Origin of the sequence: Paenibacillus sp. JCM 10914 (assembly GCF_001315105.1) — a bacterium.
Taxonomy (GTDB): domain Bacteria; phylum Bacillota; class Bacilli; order Paenibacillales; family Paenibacillaceae; genus Paenibacillus_AQ.
In genome coordinates, this window is sequence record NZ_BAZR01000010.1 from 129,911 (window position 1) to 153,857 (window position 23,947).

Here is a 23,947-nt window from a genome sequence, read left to right on the forward strand (position 1 = left end):
AAGCTTAGCTTGAGCAGACATAGAAAATGGAAAGCGGTCTTCGCCGTTGTGGTCCTTCTGATCATCCTTGCTGGAGCGATATACCTCAGTCAGGACAAAGATAACACAGCGCCGCAGGCGGTGGAAGAGACTGCGGAAGCCGCGGAGGAGACGGTGGAAGTCGTCGAGGATTTCGTGCTGCCTGTGGCCGAGGCCCCCGATGCCAATGAAGCGAAGACGCTTGTCGCAGAGAATGGCAGTTATCGAATGTATGTGAATGAGGAGATCGGGAATGTGCGTATAGAAGAGATCTCCTCCGGTCGGGAATGGTTCAGTGCCCCGCCTGTTGATCCAGCCATGCCGTCTAACAACCGAGATTTTATCCAGGCGCCAGTACATGTGCGGTATACCCAGGGCGTGAGTCCTTCACAGACCTACCCGAAAAAAGACATGGCCGTGGTTGAGATGGAGAAGATCGAAGGTGGGGTACGCTTTGCGTTTGATTTTGATAACGCATCGCTGCTGTTCGGCTTCCAGGTGGAATACCGCCTGACGGAGCAAGGCTTTGAAGCTACCGTGCCAGATGCATCCATATATGAACAAGGCCGCTCGAAAATTACAAGCATCGAAGTCCTCCCTTTCTTTGGCGCCGAGAACAAGCAAGAGAAAGGGGCGGTATTTATTCCGGATGGTTCAGGAGCATTAATTCAATTCAAAGAGGTTCATCCTCAGTACTTTGAGAACTACTCCGAATTTGTATATGGCGGTGACCCCGCCTTTAAGAAAGAGATTAATGACCTGATTTCCGAAATATTTGTCCGTAAGCCGAACGTGAAGCAATATGCCGCTCTCCCGGTTTACGGAATCTACCGTGAGAATCAAGGTTTCCTGGCGATCATAACCGAAGGCGATTATGATGCCAAGATCAATGCGACCTTGCCGGGTACGAGAAACATCGACATGTACCGTGCTTCCGCAGAATTTATGTATCGTCATGACGACATCATCTTCATTGGCAATTCCGGTGAGATTCCACTGTTTCAAGGTAACCGGGTGCAGGGAGACCGGTCGGTACGCTATGTGTTGTTGACGGATGAGCAGGCAGGTTACGTCGGAATGGCCCATGCCTATCGCGATTATCTGGAGAAAGACATCGGAGTGGCTCCGACGGTTCATACAAAGGCTTCATTGCAAGTAAGGCTGCTCGGCGGCGTGCTGCGTGATGAGATCATTGGCACGACGTATATCGATATGACCACGTTTCAGCAGGCACAGCGCATTATTGACGATTTCATAGCCCTTGGCATGACCGAGCTTGAGTTGACGATAGACGGCTGGTCGAAGGATGGGGTTTATGGGAATCAGCCTGCACATTTCCCAGTCACGAAGAAGCTGGGCGGCAAGAAGGAATTGGCCCGTCTAGCCGATTACGCCAAGGCTCAAGGGATTGACTTATATTTGAAGACAAACTATGTCCGCCCTTACGAACAAAGTGACTCTTTTAAAGCCTCCAGGGATTCGATCCGAGGCATCGACCGGGAAGTCCGGAAGATTCCGAATTATTATATCAGTACTCGCTTCTCGGATTGGGATGAAGTGTTCTATCTGTTGAAGCCGGATCGAGTGCTCAATAAACATGTCGTCAAGGAACTTCATCAATTCGCCGAACTCGGCGTCAGTGGCGTTCATCTGCAATATATGGGCGACACGCTGTATTCCGATCATGATCCGAAGAATTTGACGGATCGCAGCGTAACAGCAGGGATCTGGAAGGATTCACTGCAGAAGTTCAGAGAGACGGTAGGCAGAACGGCTGTTGATTACGGCTTTGCTTACACGCTCGGCCATGTAGACCGGATCGATAACATCCCGGTGAACTCGAGCCAGTTCACCTATGAGGATACAGCAATACCTTTTTATCAGATTGCCATTCATGGTCTTGTTCCTTATACCGTCAGTCCATCCAATCTGCGGGATGACCCGGAGACCGAATTTCTAAGAGCGCTGGAGTACGGGGCTTTGCCAAGTTATGAACTGACCTATGCACCAACAACCCATCTGGCGAGAACGATGATGGAACGGGTATTCAGCGGACAATATGAGACTTGGCTGAGTGAAGCGGCTCGCGAGTATGAGGTGTTTACGGATTTGAAGGCTCATGTAGGCGGAATGAAGATGACCAATCACGAACAGCTTGCTGCACAAGTGTACCGGACTACCTACGAAGATGGAAGCTACGTGATTGTTAACTACGGTGATACATCGGCATTAGCTGGAAATCATACGATTGCGGCCAGAGATTACCTCGTGGTGAAGGGAGGGGATGACCAGTGAAGAAACAGATGAGAATGACGATCCGCATACGCAATGTACTGGAGGCTTATTCCTTTCTCTCCCTGTGGCTGATCGGATTTGCCATGTTCATGGCCATCCCGCTGGCCAGGTCGTTGTTTTATTCCTTCAATGAAATGAAGGTTTCGAGCAGCGGACTCGTAGCAGACTGGATCGGCATGCTTAACTTTCGCCGGGCGTTCTCAACGGATGTCAATTTTCTGCCTCTACTCAAGGATTCATTCCTTAGCCTGTTGATTCATGTGCCGTTGATTCTGATCTTTGCTATGTTTGCCGCGCTGCTGCTCAACCGTCCGATGTTCGGGCGAACTTTCTTTCGCGGGGTATTCTTCCTCCCGGTTATCATCGCATCCGGCGCCGTGCTGGCAGAAATGCTGGAGCTTGGCGCCCAGCGGATGCCGTTATTTACTTCATCGAGCCTGTTTCTGGCGCTATCCGATGTCATTCCAGGCGATATATTGGAGCCGCTGCTCATTCTCGCGGATCAGTTAACTCTGGTTATGTGGGATTCGGGGGTTCAGATTCTGATCTTCTTGGCAGGACTGCAGACCATTTCGTCTTCTTTGTATGAGGCGGCGAATATGGACGGGGCAACCAAGTGGGAGAGTTTCTGGAAAATTACGTTCCCGATGATGGCACCGATGATTCTAGTCAATACGCTGTTCACGATTGTTAACTCCTTCACTTCGCCTAGTAACGAGATGATGGGCTACATTCGGACCGTCGTATTCAGCCAGAATGATTATGGTTATGGAGCTGCCATCGGATGGGTTTACTTTATCTTGATTTTTCTGATCATAGCGCTCGTATTTCTGATCTTCCGCAAGAATTTGGCCAATACGGACGGAAGGAGATGATTAACCCATGAACAAAATTGTAATCCGTACCGTATCGCAACTGGAAAAGAAGGAATGGCCGATAACGTTGAAGAAAAAAGCGCTGCTTATTTTTAATCGGTTGGCCTTGTACGTCGTATTGCTCTCATTATCTTTTGTATTCGTGTATCCGCTCCTGTTCATTCTGTCGCAATCGATGATGCTGCCGTCCGACATTTCAGATTCCACCGTGCAGTGGATCCCGCAACAGCTCTCGTTCATCAATTACTCGGACGCCTTTCTCGCGTTGGGCGGCGCACAGAACCGTACATACTGGGACGCCTTTCTCTACAGCTTTATCATCTCGTTTGGCAGTGCGGCTCTTCAGGTATTCAGCTGCGCATTGGCTGGATATGCACTGGGTCGATACCGCTTTCCGGGATACATGCTGTGTATGTCGCTCGTATTGTTTACGTTCCTTGTACCTCCTCAAACCATCGTCGTTCCGCTGTTTCGACTGTTCTCGGATTTGGGGTGGATCAACACGTTCTGGCCCTTTATCGTTCCGAGTGCTACCGGCCATGGTTTGAAGGGTGCGCTATTCGTTCTAATCTTCATTCAATTCTTTCATCGACTGCCATCGGTGCTTGAAGAGGCTGCGAGAATCGATGGGGCGAGCGCATTCCGAACCTATTGGACGATTATGCTGCCGCTCGCGCGGCCGGCCATGCTGGTCGTGTTTCTATTCTCTGTGGTATGGCACTGGAATGATCTATTTGAACCGAATCTTTACCTGCGGATTCCTAATTTCTACAACCTGTCGCAGACGCTCGGCATATTTAACGGTGTCGGTTCCGCTCAGATGGACGCAGCGACTTCCGGTCTGACGGCTGCGCAGACCATCGGCGCGGCACCAACGATCATGAACAAAATTATGGCTGCGGCCATGCTGACCGTGCTTCCGATGCTTGTGCTGTATTTGTTCACGCAGCGTTATTTCGTGGAGAGCGTCGAGAGAGCGGGAATTGCCGGTGAGTAAGTGAACATTGCTCTAAAGGAGGTGGTCGGCCCCCGATGTGAGGGTCAACGAAACACGGTTCATGAGAATGTGAGCAAGAATGGAAATATGTAATACAGGGCGGTTATCATAAAAATTGGAGGAAGATCTTTGATGAGAAAAACAACGTTACTTCTGTTTGTTCTGATGTTTTCTCTTTCTGTACTGCTGGCCGCGTGCAGCGGCGGAGGCGGCGCTACAACAGCCGACCCGAAGCCTGGGAATGAAGCCAATGTTGAGACGCCGAAGCAAGATGATGCACAGCAGGAGGAAGCAACCGTTCCCGAAGAACCCGTTAAAGATCTAAGCGGTGAGCTCGAGCTGTGGTCATTCGATCCTGAAATGTTCCCTGAAGCTGTTGAAGCATTCCAGGCCAAGTATCCGAAGGTCAAGGTCAATGTGGTTAACATGGAAAAGGATGAAATGCATGACAAGGCGTTAACTGCCATTGCGGCCGGAACCGGCGGACCGGATGTGCTGTTCCTTGAAGGCGGTTACTTTAAACGTTTTACCTCAATTGAAGGGTTGGAGGATTTACTGGCAGCCCCTTATGACGCTGGGCAGTTCCAAGGCGAGTTTACGGAAGCGAACTGGAAGCGCTGGATGTCGATCGACGGTAAGCGGTTGATCGGTATGCCGTGGGATATGCCGCCTGCTGTCACTTATTACCGGGCTGATATTTTAGAAGAGAATGGCTTCCCGACAGATCCTGCAGAGTTAATGCAGTACATTATGAATTCTGACAATTTCATGAATATGGCGAGAACGCTGAAGCAAAAAGGAGTCTACCTGCTGGAATGGCGTGATCAGCCTGTAGGTTTGATGAATAGCGGCATCTCCTTCTTTGACAGTGATTTGAATTATCGCCGTAACGCCGACGGATTTGTAAAAGGGCTCGATATTTCCAAGCAAATTGCGCAGGAAGAGCTTTACTTAGGTCAATCGATCTGGTCTGAAGAAGGCCAGCAGGCGATTAAGAACGGAAAATTAGCCTTTGTGTACATGGGTTCATGGGGTGATAACATTATCGAATCCTGGGCTGGCGAGGATCAAGCCGGCAAGTGGCGTGCTACCGGTCTACCGTTCGGTGCGTATGGAGGCCAAGGCGGATCCGTGCTGTCCATCCTGTCCCAGAGCAAGAACAAAGAACTGGCTTGGGAATTCATCAAATTCAACCTTGCTTCAGCTGAGGGGCAACTCGTATGGACGAAAAAAGGAATTATGCCAGGCTGGAAACCGGCTTGGGAGTTCCCGGAGTTCAAGAATGTGAAAGATCCTTACTTTGGCGATCAGAATACGAATCAGTTATATGCTGCCTTGCTCGACAAAGTACCAGCCTCTGTGGAGACACCGCTGGATGATAAAGCGAGTGAAGTGTGGGGACCAGGCATTGCCGAGGTTATGGAGAAGAATCTGGACTCCAAAGCTGCTCTGCAAAAGATAGAGGATGATATTATGGCCGCGGTTGCAGCCGATCGGCAAAAGCTGCTCGACGCGCGAAAGTAAGTCATCATATTCGCGATGCAACAACTTAAAAAAGTGCGCCCATTGCTGTCCACCGTCTGATTCGGGGGACAGCAATGGGTTTTATTAGAACATCCAGAAGGAGTGTGGGGGTTGGTTAAACAGAGAATTTGGCTGATAGCCGGTATTGTCATTATTATCGTTGCAGGTGTCACTGCTTATATGATGATGTATGCGGCAGATGGAGAGGCAAAGGAGGAAACAGATGTGAAGGTATGGTTATCTTCAGCAGATGGATTATTTACGCTGGATCCACAGGAGGATGTCGTATTTGGGCAGGCGGGCAGCACAAGCCCGGATATGAGAACCTTTCTGCTGGATGATGCGGTAACCTATCAGCCCTATTTCGGCATGGGGTCCTCCCTGGAGGAATCTACGGTGTACAATCTGATGAGGATGAGTGAGAATCACCGGGAAAGCGTAATGAAAGTCCTGTTTGATCCTAAGGAAGGGTTGGGCTGGAACTTGATGAGAATTACGCTTGGAACATCGGACTTTACAGGAAGAGAGTGGTATAGCTATAACGATAATCCTCCAGGTGGAAGCGATCCGGAGATGACGCATTTCTCTATTCAGAAAGACCTGGATTATCATATTATCCCTATCATCAAGCAGGCACTTTCCTATAATCCGGAGATGAAGATTATTGCCTCGGCTTGGAGCGTACCAGCCTGGATGAAGGACAGCGGGAGACTGGATGGCGGCCCAGCCAAGAGCGGGAAGATGAAGAGCGAGTATCTGCCTGCACTGGCCCTGTATTACCGGAAAACGATCGAGGCTTACGCTGAACAGGGGATTCCGATTTATGCGATCAGCCTTCATAATGAACCTGGTATCCACGTGGATTACCCTATGACGGAATTCTCCCTAAGCCAGCAGATCGAGCTTCTAAAACAGTTGAAGCAAGAATTTAGCAGCACAGAGCATGGCGAGATCATTGATACCGAAGTATGGGTCAATGAATTCAATATTTACGATTGGGAACAGCAGAACAAACGAATATATGATGATCCGGAAGCCTATGCGCTGTCGGATGGCACGGCTTTTCACGATTACTGGGGACATCTGAGCAGTATGTCCGACGCGCATGAAGCGCATCCCGACAAACCGATCTATATGACAGAACGATCCGTATGGGGAACCAAGGGAGCGGACCGGATCATCCAGTATTTCCGAAATTACGCCAGGAGTTATAATGCTTGGGTAACTCTGCTCGATAATCAAGGACAGCCTAATGTATCCAGTACCGGTGCCGGACGCACGCTGGTTACGATCGATTCGAAGGATCCGGATCAATATGCCATCAATTTTGAAGCCTACATGATGGGGCATTTCTCCAAGTATTTGGAACGGGGTGCGCTACGGCTTGACAGCAATTATTATGATGATAACTATGATACGCATATCTCCCAGATGAACGGTGAAGAAGAGGTCAGACCAGAGCTATCCAACATCGCCTTTCAGAATCCGGACGGTACGATTGTGATGATCGTTGTCAATAACAGCAGTATGGCGCAAGATTTCAGACTGTTGTACAAGGATAAGGAGTTCTCTGCCACACTTCCCGCGAAGTCGCTTGCCACGTATCAGTGGTCAGCATGGCCGGATGGAGATCAGACTCAGGAAAGAGTGAAGACGCCTGTCATCGCGCCTGTTGGAGGACGCGTATTCGGTGTTCAGTCGGTCATCATCACTACATCTACCGAGGAGGCCCAGATCCGCTATACGCTAGATGGCAGTATCCCGGATGGGAATTCGCCACTCTACAGCGGGCCGATTCCATTAGAAGGAACCAATGAAACGGTTGTGGTCAAAGCCATCGCCTTTAAAGAGGGAGCTTTGGATTCTGTGCTGAAATCGGCAGCCTATGAGTTTGTGATTCCTTCTATCATCCGGGACAGATTGAAGCGGAAGCTTATTTGGACACTAATGACGGTCAGACCGAGCCTAGTTCGGAAGGCGGATTCAATATCGGCTGGATTGATCCCGGTGATTGGTTGGATTATCCGGTGGAGGTCAAGGAGAGTGGATTATACAAGGTCTCCTATCGGATTGCCGGACCGAACGCTCAAGGAACCATTGAACTCCGAGCACAGGATTCAACGCTTGTGTCAACCAGCATGCAGAGCACGGGGGATTGGCAGGAATGGAGCACGGTGGAGAGCGAGCCGTTCACATTGGAGGCGGGAAGCAAGTTGCTGCGGGTCTACTTCAACGGTTCCGGTTTCAATCTGAATTGGATCAGGTTTGAGCACGTTCAGGCGAAGGAAGAGTAATGTATCCCTCTCCAGGTTGTCGAGATTAAATATTTAGGAGCCTATTGTTCCAATCTGCATGTATAATGAGGGGAAAACAGTACTCAACTTGGATCATCATGCTAAAGAACATGTGGGATGGGGATTTACTTGATGTTTAGACAGACCATTTTTACAAGAATGATTATGGTGATTCTCTTATTTCTGGTTCCAGCATTGCTGTTGTATGCCTACAGTAACCGGACGAGTGTAAGCGTAGTAGAGAAGCTGATTCATGATTCCACATCCAAACAACTGACTTTCTTCTCTGGGCAAGTGGAGAATGCCGTAAACCGGTTGTCGGACTTCACTGTCAACATGACCCAGGATCCGAATGTCAGGGAGTTTATGGGTTACTCCTTCATCCGGACGGATTATGAGGAGGTCAGGCTGCAGGCATCCATTCTGGAGAAGCTGGAGTTGAACAACATAGCATCGACCTGGCCCAGCTTGACAACCGTGTACTCCCTGTTGGAGAACAAGGCGTTAACCGGATCATCCATCACCTCATTCAATCCGTCCCAGTTAAAGGGCCTGGTAACGAATAATGACTGGGTCATGCGTTACGACTACGATAATAACAGAAACTACTTTTATTACTATTCCACCATACCGGCGGTTTACGATAAGTTTGAGGATCTTCACGCTGTAATCGAAGTGAAATTTGCACAGGACAATATTGAGAACATGCTCGATCAGTTCGAATCAGCCAGCAACGGGCAGGTATTCTTGTATTCCGCAGAGACCGGTAGAATGATTGCAGCCAAGAAGGGCAGCTCCAGCGAGGCAGAGAACCTTAAGCAGCAGCTCTATCAGCGAGGCATCGATGATAACGGCAAAATCCGCGTTAACCTGAATCATGCTTCTTATGAGCTTTACTATGAACAGGTGCCAAGCCTCGGCTGGTACGTTGTTGAGTATGTGCCAGTCGAGAATATATTGCAGCCCATCCGCAGCAATCAGAGTCAATTTTTTGCCACAATGTTTCTGCTGCTGGCTGTTGCAATCGTCCTGGCACTACTACTCTATCGCACCGTCCAGCAGCCGATACTGAAGCTGATCCGCAATATTGAGCGGGTGAAGCAGGGGAACTATGTGGTAACCACACTTCATGGGAGACGGAATGATGAATTCCAGTACTTATTTGACCGTTTCAACGAGATGACGCTGGAGATCCGGCAGTTGATTGAGAAAGTCTATGAAGAACAATTAAGATCACGGGATGCCACATTAAAGCAGCTGCAATCCCAGATTAATCCGCACTTTCTTTATAATTGTCTCGGTTTTATTATGAATATGACCAAGCTGAAAAAGCATGAAGATGTGGAGATGATGACCTATCATCTCAGTCAGTATTACCGCTACGTTACCCGCTTGGAGACCAAGACCGTCCCGGTGTCTACCGAGATGGAGTTTACCCGGCATTATTTGAAAATCACACAGCTTCGATTTGTAAAGATTCATATGGAATACGATATTCCTGATGATGTAAAAAGCCTGATGATTCCCAAACTACTCATTCAGCCCATCATCGAGAATGCGATTAAACACGGAATTGAAGCGACAGGCGAGCCTGTGTGCTTATGGATCAGAGCAACGCACCATAACGGCGAAATCCAGATTATGATTGAAGATAACGGTGTAGGCATTACGGCTGACAAGATTGAGGCCATTATGGAGCGAATGCAGCAACCGCTATCGAATGATGTTGGGACAGGGTTATGGAACATCAATCAGCGATTGATCATGCATTTTGGCGAAGGGGCAGGGATTGAATTGTTTGAATCGAAGGCCTTGGGTGGATTACAAGTTGTTCTTCGTTGGAAGGACACTGGAAGCGAGGCGGACAACCATGTGTGAATTGATGATCGTTGACGATGAACCGCATTCCGTTGACAGTCTGGCGGACACCATTGATTGGAAGTCGATCGGTATCTGTAATGTCTACAAGGCTTACTCGGCGATGGAAGCACTCGATCGGCTGAAAGTCAGACCGGTGGATATTATGATTACGGATATCCATATGCCCAAGATGAACGGGCTTGAATTAATCGAAGAGGTCCGTAAGGTCTGGCCGAGAACGAAGTGTCTGATCCTCTCGGGTTATGCCGAATTCGAATTCGCTCAGAAAGCGATACAACTGAATACGGTAGAGTATCTTCTCAAACCCGTGCTCAATGATGAGATGATCGAGAAGGTGAGCGTGCTTGTAGAACAGCTTCAATCGGAATGGTCGGATATTACCTCGAAAGAGCAGGCCGTAAAGGCCATTCAGGAGAATTTGCCGTTATTACGAGGTAATCTTCTGCACGAATTTCTGCAGGGACGCCAGCATAGTAGAGCGTTGTGGGAACGTAGATTAGAGCTATTGCAGCTGCCTTTTCACTATGGCAACCGATATATGATATTTGTACTTCGGATTGAAGAAGGCTTTCATTCTTTTGATACGGACAATCGACCACTGCTCGAATATGCCGTCTATAACATTGTGGAAGAGATCGTAGGCATGATGTTCGATGTCTGGTACTGCAAGGATGCTTATGATTATCATATCTTTCTAATTCAATGGAAGTGTAGTCAGGAAGAGCGGGACGACTATTTATCAGCACTTCATATGAAGGAGTCTGAGTATATTGATGTGCTGTACTCACGCGTCCAGCATAATGTAAGGGTTTTCTTGAAAGGTCATATATCCATTCTGTCTAGTGAATGGGATTGGTTTCCCCGTTCGCTATCTACCGTGTATTATGAGATGCTTACGGTCTTCCGGCAGCAGATCGGCAAGGATAACAGCTTCTGCCTGAAGCTTTCGAATTACGCGAAGCCGAAGCATATCCACACCTTGACTACCCTGCATGAGCCCCCTGTCCTTGCGCAGCTACTGGAGACCGGCCGCTGGGATGAAGCGGAGCGGAAGCTGGGTCTCGTCTTCGAACAGATGATTGGCAATGGCAAATATGAATCACGGGATAATTTAATCGAGGTATACTTCCATATCTATAATGCGTTCACTTATATCCTGCACCGGAATGGAAGGAAAATATCGGACTTTCTCGGGCGCAGTCTGGAACAACTGATTGACGGCAATGCCTATCATCATGCGGGGCAATTGTTTGAACGCACCATAAGCATGCTGCATCAACTTCGCGACGAGTCGCTGCTGGAGCAAAGGGATAACCGACTTAAGATCATTCAGGATGTTCAGCGCTACATCGAGCAGCATTTATCCGGTGACGTCTCTTTGCAGCGACTCTCCGAGCATGTCTTTATGCACCCTACCTATCTATCCAAAATCTACAAAGTGGAAACCGGGGAAGGTATTAACCACTACATTCAGAGATTGCGTAAAGATAAAGCGTTGCAGTTGCTTAAACATACGGATTATAAAGTTTATGAGATTGGCAATCTGGTTGGCCTATCCAACACCACATACTTCATTAAACAATTTCGCAAGGATACCGGCATGACACCTCAGGAATTCCGGGATTCGCTTAAGGGGTGATTGGGTTTGAATAAGAAAACGACTGCTGCCATAATCGTGATCTTGATCGCTGCGGCGGTGCTCATCTACCGGTATAACAGTGAACTCACCATTAAGGATGCGGAACCAGCAGTCTCTGGAAATACGGAGAGCGTCTGGAGCAACGGGAAATACGATCCGCCGATTACGATAACAAGAATCATGAAGCATAATACCTATTCCACGAAATTCCGCGAGGGTGAGGATTGGGATCATAACATTTTTTCGAGGTGGCTTGAAGGTTCGCTTGGGATGAAGGTCAGAACGTTGTGGGTTGTCTCTGAAGAGAATGATGCCTTCTCCAAAAAGCTGATGCTGTCCATTACCAGGGGTGAGGAGCTGCCTGACATCGTCGCCTTTCGCGGCTCCTATGATACACTCGTTCAACTGATTGATTCCGGTCACTTCATGCCTGTTGACGAGCTCTTTGATGAATATGCGGGCGACATCTGGAAGGAAGTGGCCGCGCAGTATCCTTCGATGTGGATTAGCGTCACGCGGAACGGCAATCGGTATGCGCTGCCTTTACTCGAGTATTCCATGAATACGGAGCCGGTTCTATGGATCCGGCAGGATTGGATGGAGAAGTTCAATCTGAAGGCACCCGAAACGATGGAGGATTTGGAAGCCATTATGGAAGTATTCACGAATGAGGACCCGGACGGTAACGGCATCGACGACACGTATGGCATGGCCGTCACCCTGCGCGCAAGTCTGAACACGTGGATGACCGATTTAAGCTGGGTGTTCGGTGCGTACGGCGCGGTGAATTCACAATGGAATCTGAATGCTGAGGGAGAACTTGCGTATGGATCAATCCAGCCGGGAGCCAAGCAGGCGCTTGCCCAACTGAACCGGTGGATGGAGAAGGGCTACATCGCGCGGGAGTCGAGCACTTGGGATGAAGTGAAGGCGTCGGAGCTGTTTACATCCGGCAAAGCCGGCATTATCGCCGGTCCGCATTGGATGCCGGATTGGCCGCTGTTCAAACTTCAGGACTCAGTACCCGAGGCGAAGTATAAAGCCTATGCGGTTCCAGCTGGCCCTGACGGTGTTCGTGGCGTCCGCGCTGGGGGACCAGCCCCAGTGAACGGCGTGGTGCTGATTAACAAGGACAGCAAACACCCAGAGGCATTTCTTCGGTATTACAATTATCTGCTGGAACACTACGCTAATCCATCGGAAGGCTCTTCCTTCGAGTACGGCTTTGCCGAAGGCTATGATTATTTGCTGGATGACGGGGAATTGGTTAAGAACAATCCGGATTTTGTGAGTCCGATGGATTATTCATTAAGTTACGAGGGTGCACGAATACCGGATCTGATGATCAATACATTGGTGAAGTTATCGTCCAAGCCGCCCGAAACGCCCTTCGAACGTCAAGTCTATTGGAAGCGAAGTCTTGAGGAGATCGAAGCTGCTTCCATTGTGATGGACTATGAACGTCAGGGGGTGCGCCACGTGAACTGGTTTGAGGGAAGCGAGTCTGGCACGGCCAAGAGCCGCAGCGAATTGCTGTTCCAGATGGAGCGAGAGGCGTTTACTAAGATGATTTACGGACAGCTGCCGGTCGAAGCGTTCGATGAATTCGTCGCCCAGTGGCGAAGCGGCGGTGGCGACCAGATGACAGCCGAGGTAAATGAGGTGTTTAAGCAGTTTCACGAGGGACGGTGAGGAACTGGATATACAAGCGCTGACCGATTACATGTGCTGTCTGTAAGTAGGCGCGATGGCGTTTCATTTGGAAAAGGATGCGTAGATGCAGGTTTTGATCGCCATTTTAGTCAGATTTGCTCTGATAGGGCTTAAAATCCTGCACTTTTGCAAGTATTTCGTAAAACTGATACGTTTCACCCACGAATTCCTGCATATTTGCAGGGATTTTTTTCTTCAGCAAACCAAGCTCCGATGACAGGGGCGATTCGTACACAGGACGTCTTCGGACAGCAAAAAAGGGCAGCTCGCAAGATCTAGGATCTATGGAGACAGCCCTATTAAGCTTCCGTTGGCTGAGTCTGCCAGATTTAATCAGGTTGTATGGCTCAAACCAGCTTCAAATACTCCACCAGCGTCAACAATCCCTTATCGAAATTCTCCAGGTTAAAATGCTCGTTCGGCGCATGCAGATTCTCATCCGGCAAGCCGAAACCCATCATAACAGCCGGTGCGTTCAGCGTACTGGACAGCTTCTCAACGATCGGAATGGAACCGCCGTCCTTGGTGAACAATGCGCGTGTACCGTAGACGTTCTCGAATGCGTCAGCGGCTTTTTGCAGCATGGCATGGGAAGGGTCGATATTGAAAGCGAACGCTTTTTCCTTCGGCGTGAAGGTCAGCTTCGAGCCCACTGGCGTATGTGCGTGCAAGTGTGCTTCAATCGCGTTCAGTACGGCCTGTGGGTCCTGCTCGGCTACCAGGCGGCAAGTGATTTTGGCATGGGCTTCCTTCGGGATAACGGTCTTGCTCCCTTCTCCCTGAAAACCGCCGTATACACCGTTCAGTTCCAGCGTTGGGCGAGCGCCTACGCGTTCCACGAAAGAGAAACCTTCTTCGCCATACAGCGAATCCAGTCCAAGATCCTGCTTCAGCTTGTCCTCATCGAATTGCTGCTTGGCAAATTCCTCACGCATTTCCGGTGACAGCTCAAGCACTCCGTCATAGAATCCGTCGACCGCTACACGGCCCTGGTCGTCATGTAATGAGGACAGCAAGGATACGATGGCATGCAGCGCGTTGGGCACGCCGCCGCCGTATGTACCGGAGTGCAGATCGGTGTTTGCCGTTTCCATGGTCAATTCCAGAGAGCACAATCCGCGCAGTCCTGTTGAAATTGCAGGTTTGCCCGGGGCGAGCAGTGACGTGTCCGAGATCAGGATCGCATCAGCAGCCAACTGCTCTTTATTCTGTTCAAGATAAAGCGGCAGGTTGGGGCTCGATACTTCTTCTTCGCCCTCAATGCAGAACTTCACATTAACCGGAAGCTCCTTCTCTTGCTTCAGAATAGCTTCAACGGCCTTCACATGCAGGAAGAGTTGTCCTTTATCGTCGGTGGCGCCGCGCGCGTATAATTTGCCATTGCGCTCCGTAGGCTCGAACGGCGGAGTTTCCCACAGATGAAGCGGGTCGACGGGCTGAACGTCGTAATGACCGTAAATCAGCACGGTCGGTTTGCCTTCGGCATGCAGGTAATCGGCCGTAATAATCGGGTGTCCCGCCGTCTGGTGGATCTCTACATGCTCCAGACCTGCCTCGTTCAGCTTGTCTGCCAGCACTGCGCTGCCTGGGCAACGTCTCCTTTATGCTCCGACAGTGCGGAGATGCTAGGAATGGCCAACCATTCCTTCAATTCGTTCAAGTGGGTTTCACGATGCTCAGCAAAATATGCTTTATAATCGATGCTCATAAGGATGATCCTCCTTCAATATACTTGGGCACGTGGTGCGATGCCGTACCTAACTATTCTACCCTTTTTTAGAGGAATACGAAATATGGTGCTGGTTCAGCAATGGTATGGATTAATAAGGGGGTGCTGAAGATTCAAAATTGTCCAGCAGATTCCGCCAAAACATGCGCAGCGCCGGGCTGATTAGCTTATTGTGGTGGCGAACGGCATAGATTTGACGTTCCGGGAGCCAGGCTGGAATGGACCGAGATTTCAATTTCCCCTCGCCAAGATCCTCCTGGATAGCGGCTTCTGCGATCATCCCGTATCCGAGTCGATGCCGCACCGCTGATTTCAAGGCCTCTGTACCCGAGATCTCCATCGAAACGGGAAGCTCTAATTGATGCTGATCGGCCCAGCGATCGATCAGTTGTCTGCTAATCGAACCCGGTTCATGCGAGACGAAAGGATGCTCTGCCAGGTCCCCTGGATATAAATGTTCAATCTCTGCGAAGGGATGGTCCGGCGCGAATATCAGTACCAGATCATCATGAAGCAGAGGATGGGCGATGAATTCCGGGTCTTCCACATGCGTGTGCGAGATGATACCGATATCGAGCTCATATTTTTTGATTTTGTCCAAGATGTAGGCTGCGGGGCGCACGTCCAGGATGATGGACAGACCGGGATAATTATGCTTCAACTGCTGTAAGAGCGGGGGCAACAGATAGGTGGCCGGCGTATGGGTGCTGCCAATAGCCAGTGTCCCAGCCGCCGTACCGCGGTAAATATCCATCGTGGATTCGGCTTCCTCAGACAGGGAATGAATTTGTGCTGCGTAATGGTAAAAGGCTTGCCCAGCTTCCGTTAGTTTGATGACATGATAGGACTTGGTGTGAAACAGCGCTAGCCCGAGTTCTTCCTGCAGCTTGTTCAGGTGGAAGGTAACGGTGGGTTGGGTGATACCCAACTCCTGAGCGACAAGATAGAGTTTCTTCAATTCCACAGTCAGCACGAAAACCTTTAATTGTTGTAAGTTCATGTTCCTCATCCTTTACTTCGTTCATCATAGATCATATAAATCTTATCCTTCATTTGATAGATATTATTTAATTGTTTGTTAACGCAGCGATAATTTTTATATGAATGTTGGAGGTTACGATGAAATGGAGTTAAGAACGTCAATACAAAATCAGGAGGGTGACATGAACCAAAAGCGAGGAATTAAATATGTGTCATGGATTGCTATATTAGCCATGGTGCTGCTGTTATCGGCATGTGCGCAATCGAATGGGCAGCAGACGGTTGGAGCGGGAGAGAATGATGGGCCTATTACCAACGGAAGCGGAGCTGCTTCGGAACCATCCGGGGCGGCCACGGGTAACGACAAGGGAGAAGACACGGGAGAAACGATCTATTTATACGGCAATGATTTTGTTGATTTCATAGCGCCGAAGTTTACCGAAGATACGGGCTTCAAGCTGGAAGCCGTTCATTATGGTGGTGGAGAGGCCTTGGCCAAAATCGAGGCTGAACAGGGCAACCCCCAGTGGGATGTGCTGATGATGGATGGTCACGGATCGGTGCAGAGTTTGGCAGATCGCGATTTTTTAATGAAGAATCTTGAGCCGACGAACCTGGAGTATTTGTCTGAGGTTGGTAAAGATTATTTGCCAGAGGATCACGCTTATTTTCCAGTTGGCATTCATGCCGCTGGCGTGATTGCTTATAACACGACCAAGGTTTCATCCGAGGATGCGCCAACAACGTGGGAACAATTTTTCGACTATGACGGTCCCGTTGGACATGCCGATCCAGCCGTGGCAGCACCGGCTTATCCGCTCGTCTCCGCGTTTTTCGATCAATGGGGCGTAGAAGGGGGCAAGCAGAAATACGTGGAGCGCTTTGCGAAGGGACTTCATGTATACCCTAAGAATGGTCCGGTGGGGAAAGCGCTGCTTAGCGGTGAGATCGAAGTTGCGGCATTGCAGGAACACAACGCGTACGAATTGAAGCTGGCAGGTGAGCCGATTGAGGTGATCTGGCCTGAGGAAGGGGCGCCGGGCAGCTTGCGCGTCGTTGCGATCAGCAAGGATACCAAGAATCCGGCGGCAGCCAAGGCGTTCGTGGAGTATATGCTGAAGCCGGAGACGCAGCAGATGTTGACCATGCTGGATTCGTCCGACAGCTTTTTTACCCCCTTGGCTGAAGGAGTAGCAACGCGAACCGAACGTGAACCCAACGGGATCTTCCTGCTGCCGTCTGCCATGTGGGCATCGGAGCATGAGATGGAGATCAAGACCTGGTTTGCGGATCAAAACGTAAAGTAGGACACAAGAGATGAATCAATCGGAAACTCGCTATGGAGGCGGGGTGACCCTCCTCCTCTTTATATTTATTTTTCTGCCGCTGCTTGCGGTGTTAATCAACGTGATTTTTCCTGGGCTTTTTTTCGGGCAAGTCAAGAGCAGCAGTCTGGGCTTGATCGGCGATATCTTTCACCGACCGTTATGGAAGCAGTCCCTTCTGAATTCAGTCACGTTGGCTCTGGGGACAGCTACGCTGGGCACGATGATTGGGGGGATCCTTGCAACTATACGGGCAAGATGGGATTTTGTCGCGGCCAGATGGCTGGATATGACGGCTTGGGTATTGCTGATCGCGCCGTCCTTTATGATTGCACAGGGCTGGGTATTGTTCGCCAGTGCGGATGGACTCGTCCACCAGTGGCTCGGCTTGACATGGGTCACCTCGTTTATCTTCTCTCCCACCGGCTCGTATTTGTTATGTCGCTTAGTAAATTTCCGCTTGCTTATCTGGCGATTATGGCCGCATCGGAGTGGAATATTCGGCAGTTTGGGTATGCGGCAAGATTGAATGGGGCGAAGCCTTTCACGGTATGGAGAACCATTGAGCTGCCGTTGGCGTTACCGTCTTATATAGCGGGCTGGACCTTGGTGTTTATGGATACCATCGGGGATTTCGGGTTACCTGCGGCCTTGGCAACCGTCTATCGATTCCCGACGCTGACCTACTCCATTTACTCGGCCATTTATCAATCGCCTGTCCGGTTTGATATGGCGGGAGTGCTGGCCTTTTATCTAGTCTTGATCTTGGTGCTGGCGATGGCTTTGCTGCTGCTGACCCTTCGCCAATCGAGATTCGACTTTCTAAATGCGCGGGCGGTCAAGCTTGAGAAGGTAAAGCCGCGTTATGCGTGGCTGTACAATATATTCGTCACCGTCTTCCTGTTGGTAAGCCTCGGTATTCCGATTGGCACAAGTGCGGCTGTGTCTCTGCTTAAACAGGCGGGTGGCGGTCTGCATTGGGACAATCTTACCCTTGATCATTATCGCGAACTATTTGCAGGCGCAGTAGGGGATCATCGTTTGTTGGGTTACCTCGAAGGATTGTATCATTCGCTTGCAATTGCAGCTACAGCTGCAGGATTCAGCATGCTGATCGGTTTTGTTGTTGCCTATATGCTGACGTTCACGGAATCCAGCTTAAGCCATTGCTTCATTTGTTCTCTATTATATCGCTCGCCGTACCGGGCGTCGTTCTAGGAATCGGCTATATATTTATATGGAACCAGAAATGGCTCGAACCGCTCGGATTGCATTTATACGGTACGCCGTCGCTGCTAGTGATTGCCGGCATTGCTGGGGCGATCCCCTATGCCGTCAGGGTACAGCTTGGAGCGTTTGGGAATTTGTCCGGCACGATGCTGAAGGCCGCGGCGATACAGGGCGCAACGATCTTCGAGCGGATGCGGGATATCGTGCTTCCTCTGGTAAGACAGTCCCTGCTCATCGCGATTCTGGCCTCGTTCGGTACAAGCGTGTTTGATTTAGCCCTGGCCTCGATGTTGAGGCCAGCTAATTACTCATTGATGCCGCTCGTTATTGACAGGGCCTTCGAATTCTCACGTTACGGTTATGCCACGGCCGCTACCGTCGTAAGCTGCGGCATCGTAGTCGTGATTATCATCGTGATGCAAGCATCAGGAAGACTATGGTTTCGTTGGCTGGACCGCAACCGGTCACGGTAGGTCGGCATTGCGATAGCGAGTGATCAATTCTAGAAGGGATGGGGAGTGGAATGATCTTAAAGGTCAAAGACGTATCGAAGTCATTCGGCTCGCAGCAAGTATTGAAGCCGATCACATTCGAAGTGGGGGAAGGTGAGCGAATCTGCATTCTCGGTCCATCAGGCTGCGGCAAGTCGACGTTGCTTCAGATGGTAGCTGGGCTGCAGCGCATCGATTCCGGGGAAGTGGAGATGGCTGGAATTACCGTCGAACGGGGAAGGCACTATGTGCCTCCCGAGAATAGGCCCATTAATATGGTCTTTCAAGATTACGCATTGTGGCCGCATATGACAGTTAAGCAGAACATGGAGTATGGCATGAAGCGCCGAAAGTTAGATAGTAAAGCCAGGACGCATACTCTGGAACGGCTTCAATCTCTTCTGAAACTGGAGGGGCTGTTAGAACGCCTGCCCGCCCAGCTGTCAGGAGGGCAGCAGCAACGGGTCGGCATTGCCAGGGCGCTGGCAACGGAGCCTAAGCTGTTGTTGATGGACGAGCCGTTATCGAATCTCGACGTCAAGCTTAGAACAGATATGCGCGGCGAACTGGCCAGACTGCTCGGGGAACTGTCCATTGCCTCTCTATATGTAACACATGATCGCATGGAGGCATTTACGGTGGCTGATCGGATTCTGATATTGCGTGAAGGTGGAATCGATCAATTCGGCGAGCCAAGGACGCTGTTTGAGCAGCCCGCTAGCCCTTGGGTTGCCCAGCTGATGGGGTACCACAACCTGCTTAGTGCCAGCTGGGCTCACTCGGGACAGCCTGTAGTCATGCTGGCCGGAAGTCCGATCAGCGGGCGCCGCTTCAGAGCGGATCAAGACGGTGGACAGGCAGTGATGATGCTCCACCCCGAATCCATCCGAATATGCAGCCGTGAAGATATGGCGATCGGGAACGATTTAAAGGTAACGGTAGCCCAGACGGTGTATGAAGGCACAAGGTGGAGGATTATCGTCGAAACGGCAGACCGCCAACCCATTCATCTATTTCATGATGACCGCGTGGATGTGGGCAGCGAAATCGGGATCCAATTCTCATCGGAACACACGATGCTGTATGCTGACGGCGGTATATCGTCGCTATGAGCCAGATTTATGCGGTGTCGGATATTCATGGTTACGGTCATTTGCTGGAAGCTCTCCTTCAGCATGTCCGTTATCGTCCAGAGAATGACCGCCTGTTCTTGCTGGGGGACTATGTGAATAAGGGACCGGATTCAGGTGGAACGCTGGATTACGTTATGAAGTTATGTGACGCTGGTGCAATCGCGTTGCAAGGAAACAATGAGCGTAAATGGCTGCATCTACGACCGGAACAAGCGGGGCTGTCTGCTTCAAATTTTAAGAAGTATCAGGAATTCATTGCAACATTACCGTTATGGACGGAGTACGAACATTATTTATTTGTTCATGCAGGTATTCGGCCGAACGTATCCATACATGATCAGAAGCCCGAGGATCTTACGGAGATACGAGAGCCGTTTCATCAAGCTCCCCGTGTCTTCGGGCACACCATCGTGTTTGGTCATACATCTACATTTCGCTTAGGCGCTGCGCCGGATGAACTCTGGTATGGTGATGGCAAGCTGGGAATTGATACGGGTGCCGGACACGGATATTATATAAGTCTCGTTAATTTGACTGCTGGTATACAGACATTTATATCGGTCCAGCAGCCGGAACGAATCATGAATCGCAAGATGAGCATAAAGGCGCCTGTTAACTTGCCTATTAGCAGAAGGCCGCGTTCATGATAAATGAGGGTGTCCCACAAGATCTTAACTGATGGGAACTAGTTAAAGAAATTCCTGCAAATATGCAGGAATTCGTGGACCGAAGTTACTATATTTACAAAAAGCCTGCACATGTGCAGGCTTTTAGCTCAACTTAGGGCTAATCGGTCGAATAGGTGATTAAAAGCCTGCATATACGCAACCTTTTCTGCTCAAGGGATCGATTTTGATGAAAAAGCCTGCACATATGCATCTTTTTACAAGTAGAATGTGATTTCCATTTGGGTTAGCGATCGATCAGAATTGATCCCAGCCATTACCTATGAGCTGCCGCTGCAAGAATGGAAGGCGCTGCTGTTGCTCAATGAACTCCTGTCGTTGCTGCTGTGCACGGGATTGTTCCTGTGATTGAACTTGTGATGGCTGTGGTTCCGTGGCATACGCACCGTGTTGCGGTTGATCCTGGGCCAGGAATTGCTGCTGGAACAACTGTTGCTGCTGTTGGAACTGCAATTGCTGTTGCTGCTGCAGCAGCTCGTAATCGCGGTTGTAAGGTTTGCCTTGTTGATAATGGGACGGGTGCTGTTGGGGTGGCTGGTGATGCATTTGTCCTTGAACCTGACCTTGCGGCATACAGTTCTTTGGCGGTCCAATAACCACCGTATCGGTGATGGGTGCCAACGTTTCCTTCACCTTAGCTTCGTTCAGACAATACGTGTGCGCAAAGACCTTAGCGGGTGTCAATCTAAGCATATCCGACCCTGCAATGAATTCTGGTACAGGTGCGTCGAAGATCGCTAACAGATGCGTATTGTCGACTGTTGCCATTTCATAATGCCACCAGCCTTGAGGCACAATTGCCACTTGACCTGGCGTAATCGGGAAGTTCAACAGCTCCTTCGTGAACGGATTAATGATGGATACTACGGCTGCACCGGAAATAACATAGACTAATTCTGTGGCATTCTGATGCGTATGCGGCTCCACCACATTTCCTGTGCTGAGGTAAATATCCAGCAATGAGGCATTGCCAAGTGTATTTAATTGTTGCACGGAAAGGGAATTGATATAGTTCTGATTGTCTTTTTTGAAAATCTGGTTCTTGCTTACGTCGTAAGTATAACGAACCGATGGGGATGTAAAATCCATGTATGAAACCGCCACAATGTTTTCCTGCCCTTCGTCTTGTATCTTGTAGTAGGCATTGACCTATACGATACGTTATTCGACTGGGCGAATATCCGTGCGCCCAATTTGTAGGATCGAGCACTCGATAGAGTGGGCACTTGAAGCGTTGAATGTCGTCTAAATTTATTTTCTTTCCGCTGAAAATCTCGTATTCATCAGTCGACTGTTCAAGCAGCGTTACGGTGAGACCCCGTCCTGATACCTGGAACGTCAGACTGTGATCGGCCAGGATTAACCTAACATGAAATTCTGGAGTAACGAACAGGTTATCAGGTTATCCATGAGCGGAGTCACTCTCGTGGGTAACCTTTCTGTTTATGTTGCGCAGATTCTCAAGACAGCAATCCATGATAAATGCCCAACTACTATATGTGATAGTATCAAGATTATCCAAGTGTAGGGCGAAAGGAGAATCAGGATGATGGACAGAAGCAGCAGGGAATTGCCAAGCATCGTGACACGAGAGGAGTGGCTGGCAGCACGGAAAGCGCTGATGATCATGGAAAAGGAGGCGACCCGAGCACGTGATGCGCTGAATGCCGATCGTAGAAGATTACCTATGGTGAAGATCGAGAAGGAATACGTGTTCGAGGGTCCGGACGGCCAAGCTGCTTTGCTTGATCTGTTTGAGGGTCGCAGCCAGCTTATCATCGGTCACTTTATGTTCGATCCGAACTGGGAGCAGGGCTGTTCCAGCTGCTCGGCGGGGGCCGATGAGCTATCTCCGGGCCATCTCCAGCATCTTCATGCCCGGGATACATCCTTTGCCTACATTTCACGAGCCCCGCTGTCGAAGATCGAGCGATATAAGAGGGGGAAAGGCTGGACATTCCCTTGGTATTCTTCGTACGGCAGTGACTTTAACTACGACTTCCATGTTACGCTGGATGAGTCGGTTGCTCCGATCATGTACAACTATCGCACCAAGGAGGAGTTTCTTCAGGCTGGTGACACGATGTTTGAAGGTAAGTCATCCATGGAGATGCCGGGCCGTAGCTGCTTCCTGCGTGATCAGGATACGATCTATCACACGTATTCCGTCTATGCCAGAGGATTAGAGCAGGCTGGCGGCTCGTATTACTATCTTGATGAGACAGCGCTCGGTCGGCAGGAACTGTGGGAGGAGCCGAAGGGACGAGCTGCCGCACCTCGGGGCGCAGTTCCTAACTTTTCGGAATAGTCCGATTTCATCCTGTTCACGGTAAGACCCCCATCCTTGGTTATTGGTTGGGGGTCTTTGGCATTCGGAATAGTAAGTAGGTCGCCTTGGTGAGGGGTGATATTACTAGGGCAACGGTCGACAAGTTCACATCCGGCGAATTGGGTGAGAAGTCCGACTATAGGGACGGCTTTTTTGCATGCGGCATCCGCCAGCCACTATTGGTTGCCCCGTAAATCCGTCAATGGAGTCTTTTATTATGATTAGTCGAATCGCACAGCACAAAGAGGCTGGCTAAGCGTTGGCGACTGATATAAAATACGGAAAAGAAATGTAAATACTTATTGCTTGTCCGTTATTATGAAAGCGCTATCTAAAAGCATACAGCAGTTAAATAACATTTATATTAAATATAAAGTGAGGAATTTCAATGAAAGTAACGAAGATTCTAAATGAACTTCTGGAGGTAAAAGAACCAGCGGACCGTGTGCATATGTCTTTATCGGCTGACCATAAGTGGTTGGCATTTTGCTTGAACGGTTCAGAAGGCACGTCTAGCGGGATATCGGCGGGAGTGTCATTGGCCGTGTCAGGGTTCCAACAATGGGTGTGTGAGCTTGATACCGGGAAATTAATTCAAGTTGCACCTGATGCTATGAGTAGTTGGGCAGGTGTATGGTCGCCGGATGGTAATACGCTTGCGTTCTACGCCGATATGGATGGAGCGGCAAAATTGTGGGGGTGGTCTCCTAAAGATTACAATGTAAAACTATTATCGGAGATAACCGTACGTCCTTTTTTCGGTTTTGAGAAACCGATTTGGACGAAAGACGGACGTCATATTATCGT

Annotated in this window: 17 protein-coding genes and 3 pseudogenes; 17 read left to right on the top strand and 3 right to left on the bottom strand. The window is 49.7% G+C overall.

Annotated features, from left to right (window positions below):
• Positions 1-9 precede the first annotated feature (9 nt).
• The 9 genes and pseudogenes from JCM10914_RS14000 to JCM10914_RS14035 all read left to right on the top strand — a co-directional run bounded on the left by JCM10914_RS14000 (position 10) and on the right by JCM10914_RS14035 (position 13,215).
• Positions 10-2,313: a DUF5696 domain-containing protein gene (locus JCM10914_RS14000; RefSeq protein WP_023961931.1), complete on the top strand. Its 2,304-nt coding sequence runs from the start codon at positions 10-12 to the stop codon at positions 2,311-2,313.
• Positions 2,310-3,188 carry a carbohydrate ABC transporter permease gene (locus tag JCM10914_RS14005; RefSeq protein WP_023961933.1) on the top strand — a complete coding sequence of 293 codons (879 nt, stop codon included), beginning with the start codon at positions 2,310-2,312 and terminating at the stop codon, positions 3,186-3,188. Before JCM10914_RS14000 ends, JCM10914_RS14005 begins: the two co-directional genes overlap by 4 nt.
• Before the next feature lie 7 nt (positions 3,189-3,195).
• Complete coding sequence (locus JCM10914_RS14010) at positions 3,196-4,185, top strand: carbohydrate ABC transporter permease (RefSeq protein ID WP_023961935.1); 990 nt, start codon at positions 3,196-3,198, stop codon at positions 4,183-4,185.
• Positions 4,186-4,317: 132 nt separating this feature from the next.
• Entirely contained in the window at positions 4,318-5,709 is a 1,392-nt protein-coding gene (locus JCM10914_RS14015; RefSeq protein WP_023961937.1) for an ABC transporter substrate-binding protein, read from the top strand.
• 369 nt (positions 5,710-6,078) lie between these two features.
• Positions 6,079-7,563 (top strand): annotated as a pseudogene (locus JCM10914_RS14020) (chitobiase/beta-hexosaminidase C-terminal domain-containing protein); the annotation flags it as partial.
• 83 nt (positions 7,564-7,646) lie between these two features.
• On the top strand, positions 7,647-8,003 hold the full coding sequence (locus JCM10914_RS31865; RefSeq protein WP_370570251.1) for a carbohydrate-binding protein: 357 nt from the start codon (positions 7,647-7,649) through the stop codon (positions 8,001-8,003).
• 132 nt (positions 8,004-8,135) lie between these two features.
• Entirely contained in the window at positions 8,136-9,881 is a 1,746-nt protein-coding gene (locus JCM10914_RS14025) for a sensor histidine kinase (protein ID WP_036718195.1), read from the top strand.
• Positions 9,874-11,523, top strand: coding sequence for a response regulator (locus JCM10914_RS14030; RefSeq protein WP_023961943.1), 1,650 nt, complete (start codon positions 9,874-9,876; stop codon positions 11,521-11,523). The genes JCM10914_RS14025 and JCM10914_RS14030 overlap by 8 nt, the downstream gene beginning before the upstream one ends.
• Positions 11,524-11,529: 6 nt before the next feature.
• Complete coding sequence (locus tag JCM10914_RS14035; protein WP_023961945.1) at positions 11,530-13,215, top strand: extracellular solute-binding protein; 1,686 nt, start codon at positions 11,530-11,532, stop codon at positions 13,213-13,215.
• 368 nt (positions 13,216-13,583) lie between these two features.
• Here the strand turns inward: JCM10914_RS14035 and JCM10914_RS14040 are convergent.
• Both JCM10914_RS14040 and JCM10914_RS14045 read right to left on the bottom strand, forming a co-directional pair.
• A pseudogene (locus JCM10914_RS14040) lies at positions 13,584-14,938 on the bottom strand (dipeptidase).
• Positions 14,939-15,056: 118 nt separating this feature from the next.
• The gene (locus JCM10914_RS14045; protein ID WP_023961949.1) at positions 15,057-15,965 is read right to left on the bottom strand and encodes a LysR family transcriptional regulator; all 909 of its coding nucleotides are present in this window, start codon (positions 15,963-15,965) and stop codon (positions 15,057-15,059) included.
• Positions 15,966-16,128: 163 nt separating this feature from the next.
• Between JCM10914_RS14045 and JCM10914_RS14050 the strand changes: the two genes are divergently transcribed.
• From JCM10914_RS14050 to JCM10914_RS14065, 6 genes are read left to right on the top strand one after another with little or no spacing between them, the layout of a single operon-like run.
• Complete coding sequence (locus JCM10914_RS14050) at positions 16,129-17,253, top strand: extracellular solute-binding protein (RefSeq protein WP_023961951.1); 1,125 nt, start codon at positions 16,129-16,131, stop codon at positions 17,251-17,253.
• Between the two features lie 10 nt (positions 17,254-17,263).
• A complete protein-coding gene (locus JCM10914_RS30320) occupies positions 17,264-17,800 on the top strand; it encodes a hypothetical protein (RefSeq protein WP_231638647.1) in 537 nt (178 codons plus the stop codon).
• Positions 17,710-18,489, top strand: a complete 780-nt coding sequence (locus JCM10914_RS30325) for an iron ABC transporter permease (RefSeq protein ID WP_231638648.1) — start codon at positions 17,710-17,712, stop codon at positions 18,487-18,489. The genes JCM10914_RS30320 and JCM10914_RS30325 overlap by 91 nt, the downstream gene beginning before the upstream one ends.
• Positions 18,438-18,974 carry an ABC transporter permease subunit gene (locus tag JCM10914_RS30330; RefSeq protein ID WP_231638649.1) on the top strand — a complete coding sequence of 179 codons (537 nt, stop codon included), beginning with the start codon at positions 18,438-18,440 and terminating at the stop codon, positions 18,972-18,974. The genes JCM10914_RS30325 and JCM10914_RS30330 overlap by 52 nt, the downstream gene beginning before the upstream one ends.
• 50 nt (positions 18,975-19,024) lie before the next feature.
• Positions 19,025-20,104 (top strand): ABC transporter ATP-binding protein, encoded by a 1,080-nt coding sequence (locus JCM10914_RS14060; RefSeq protein ID WP_023961959.1) that lies wholly within the window; start codon positions 19,025-19,027, stop codon positions 20,102-20,104.
• A complete protein-coding gene (locus JCM10914_RS14065; protein ID WP_023961961.1) occupies positions 20,101-20,772 on the top strand; it encodes a metallophosphoesterase in 672 nt (223 codons plus the stop codon). Before JCM10914_RS14060 ends, JCM10914_RS14065 begins: the two co-directional genes overlap by 4 nt.
• Positions 20,773-21,048: 276 nt before the next feature.
• Here the strand turns inward: JCM10914_RS14065 and JCM10914_RS14070 are convergent, their stop codons facing one another.
• Positions 21,049-21,915 carry a cupin domain-containing protein gene (locus JCM10914_RS14070; RefSeq protein ID WP_036718201.1) on the bottom strand — a complete coding sequence of 289 codons (867 nt, stop codon included), beginning with the start codon at positions 21,913-21,915 and terminating at the stop codon, positions 21,049-21,051.
• A gap of 442 nt (positions 21,916-22,357) precedes the next feature.
• Here JCM10914_RS14070 and JCM10914_RS14075 point away from each other — a divergent pair, with 442 nt between their 5' ends.
• Together JCM10914_RS14075 and JCM10914_RS14080 are read left to right on the top strand one after the other, a co-directional pair.
• The gene (locus JCM10914_RS14075; protein ID WP_023961965.1) at positions 22,358-23,119 is read left to right on the top strand and encodes a DUF899 domain-containing protein; all 762 of its coding nucleotides are present in this window, start codon (positions 22,358-22,360) and stop codon (positions 23,117-23,119) included.
• 409 nt (positions 23,120-23,528) lie between these two features.
• Positions 23,529-23,947: pseudogene (locus JCM10914_RS14080) on the top strand (PD40 domain-containing protein); the annotation flags it as partial.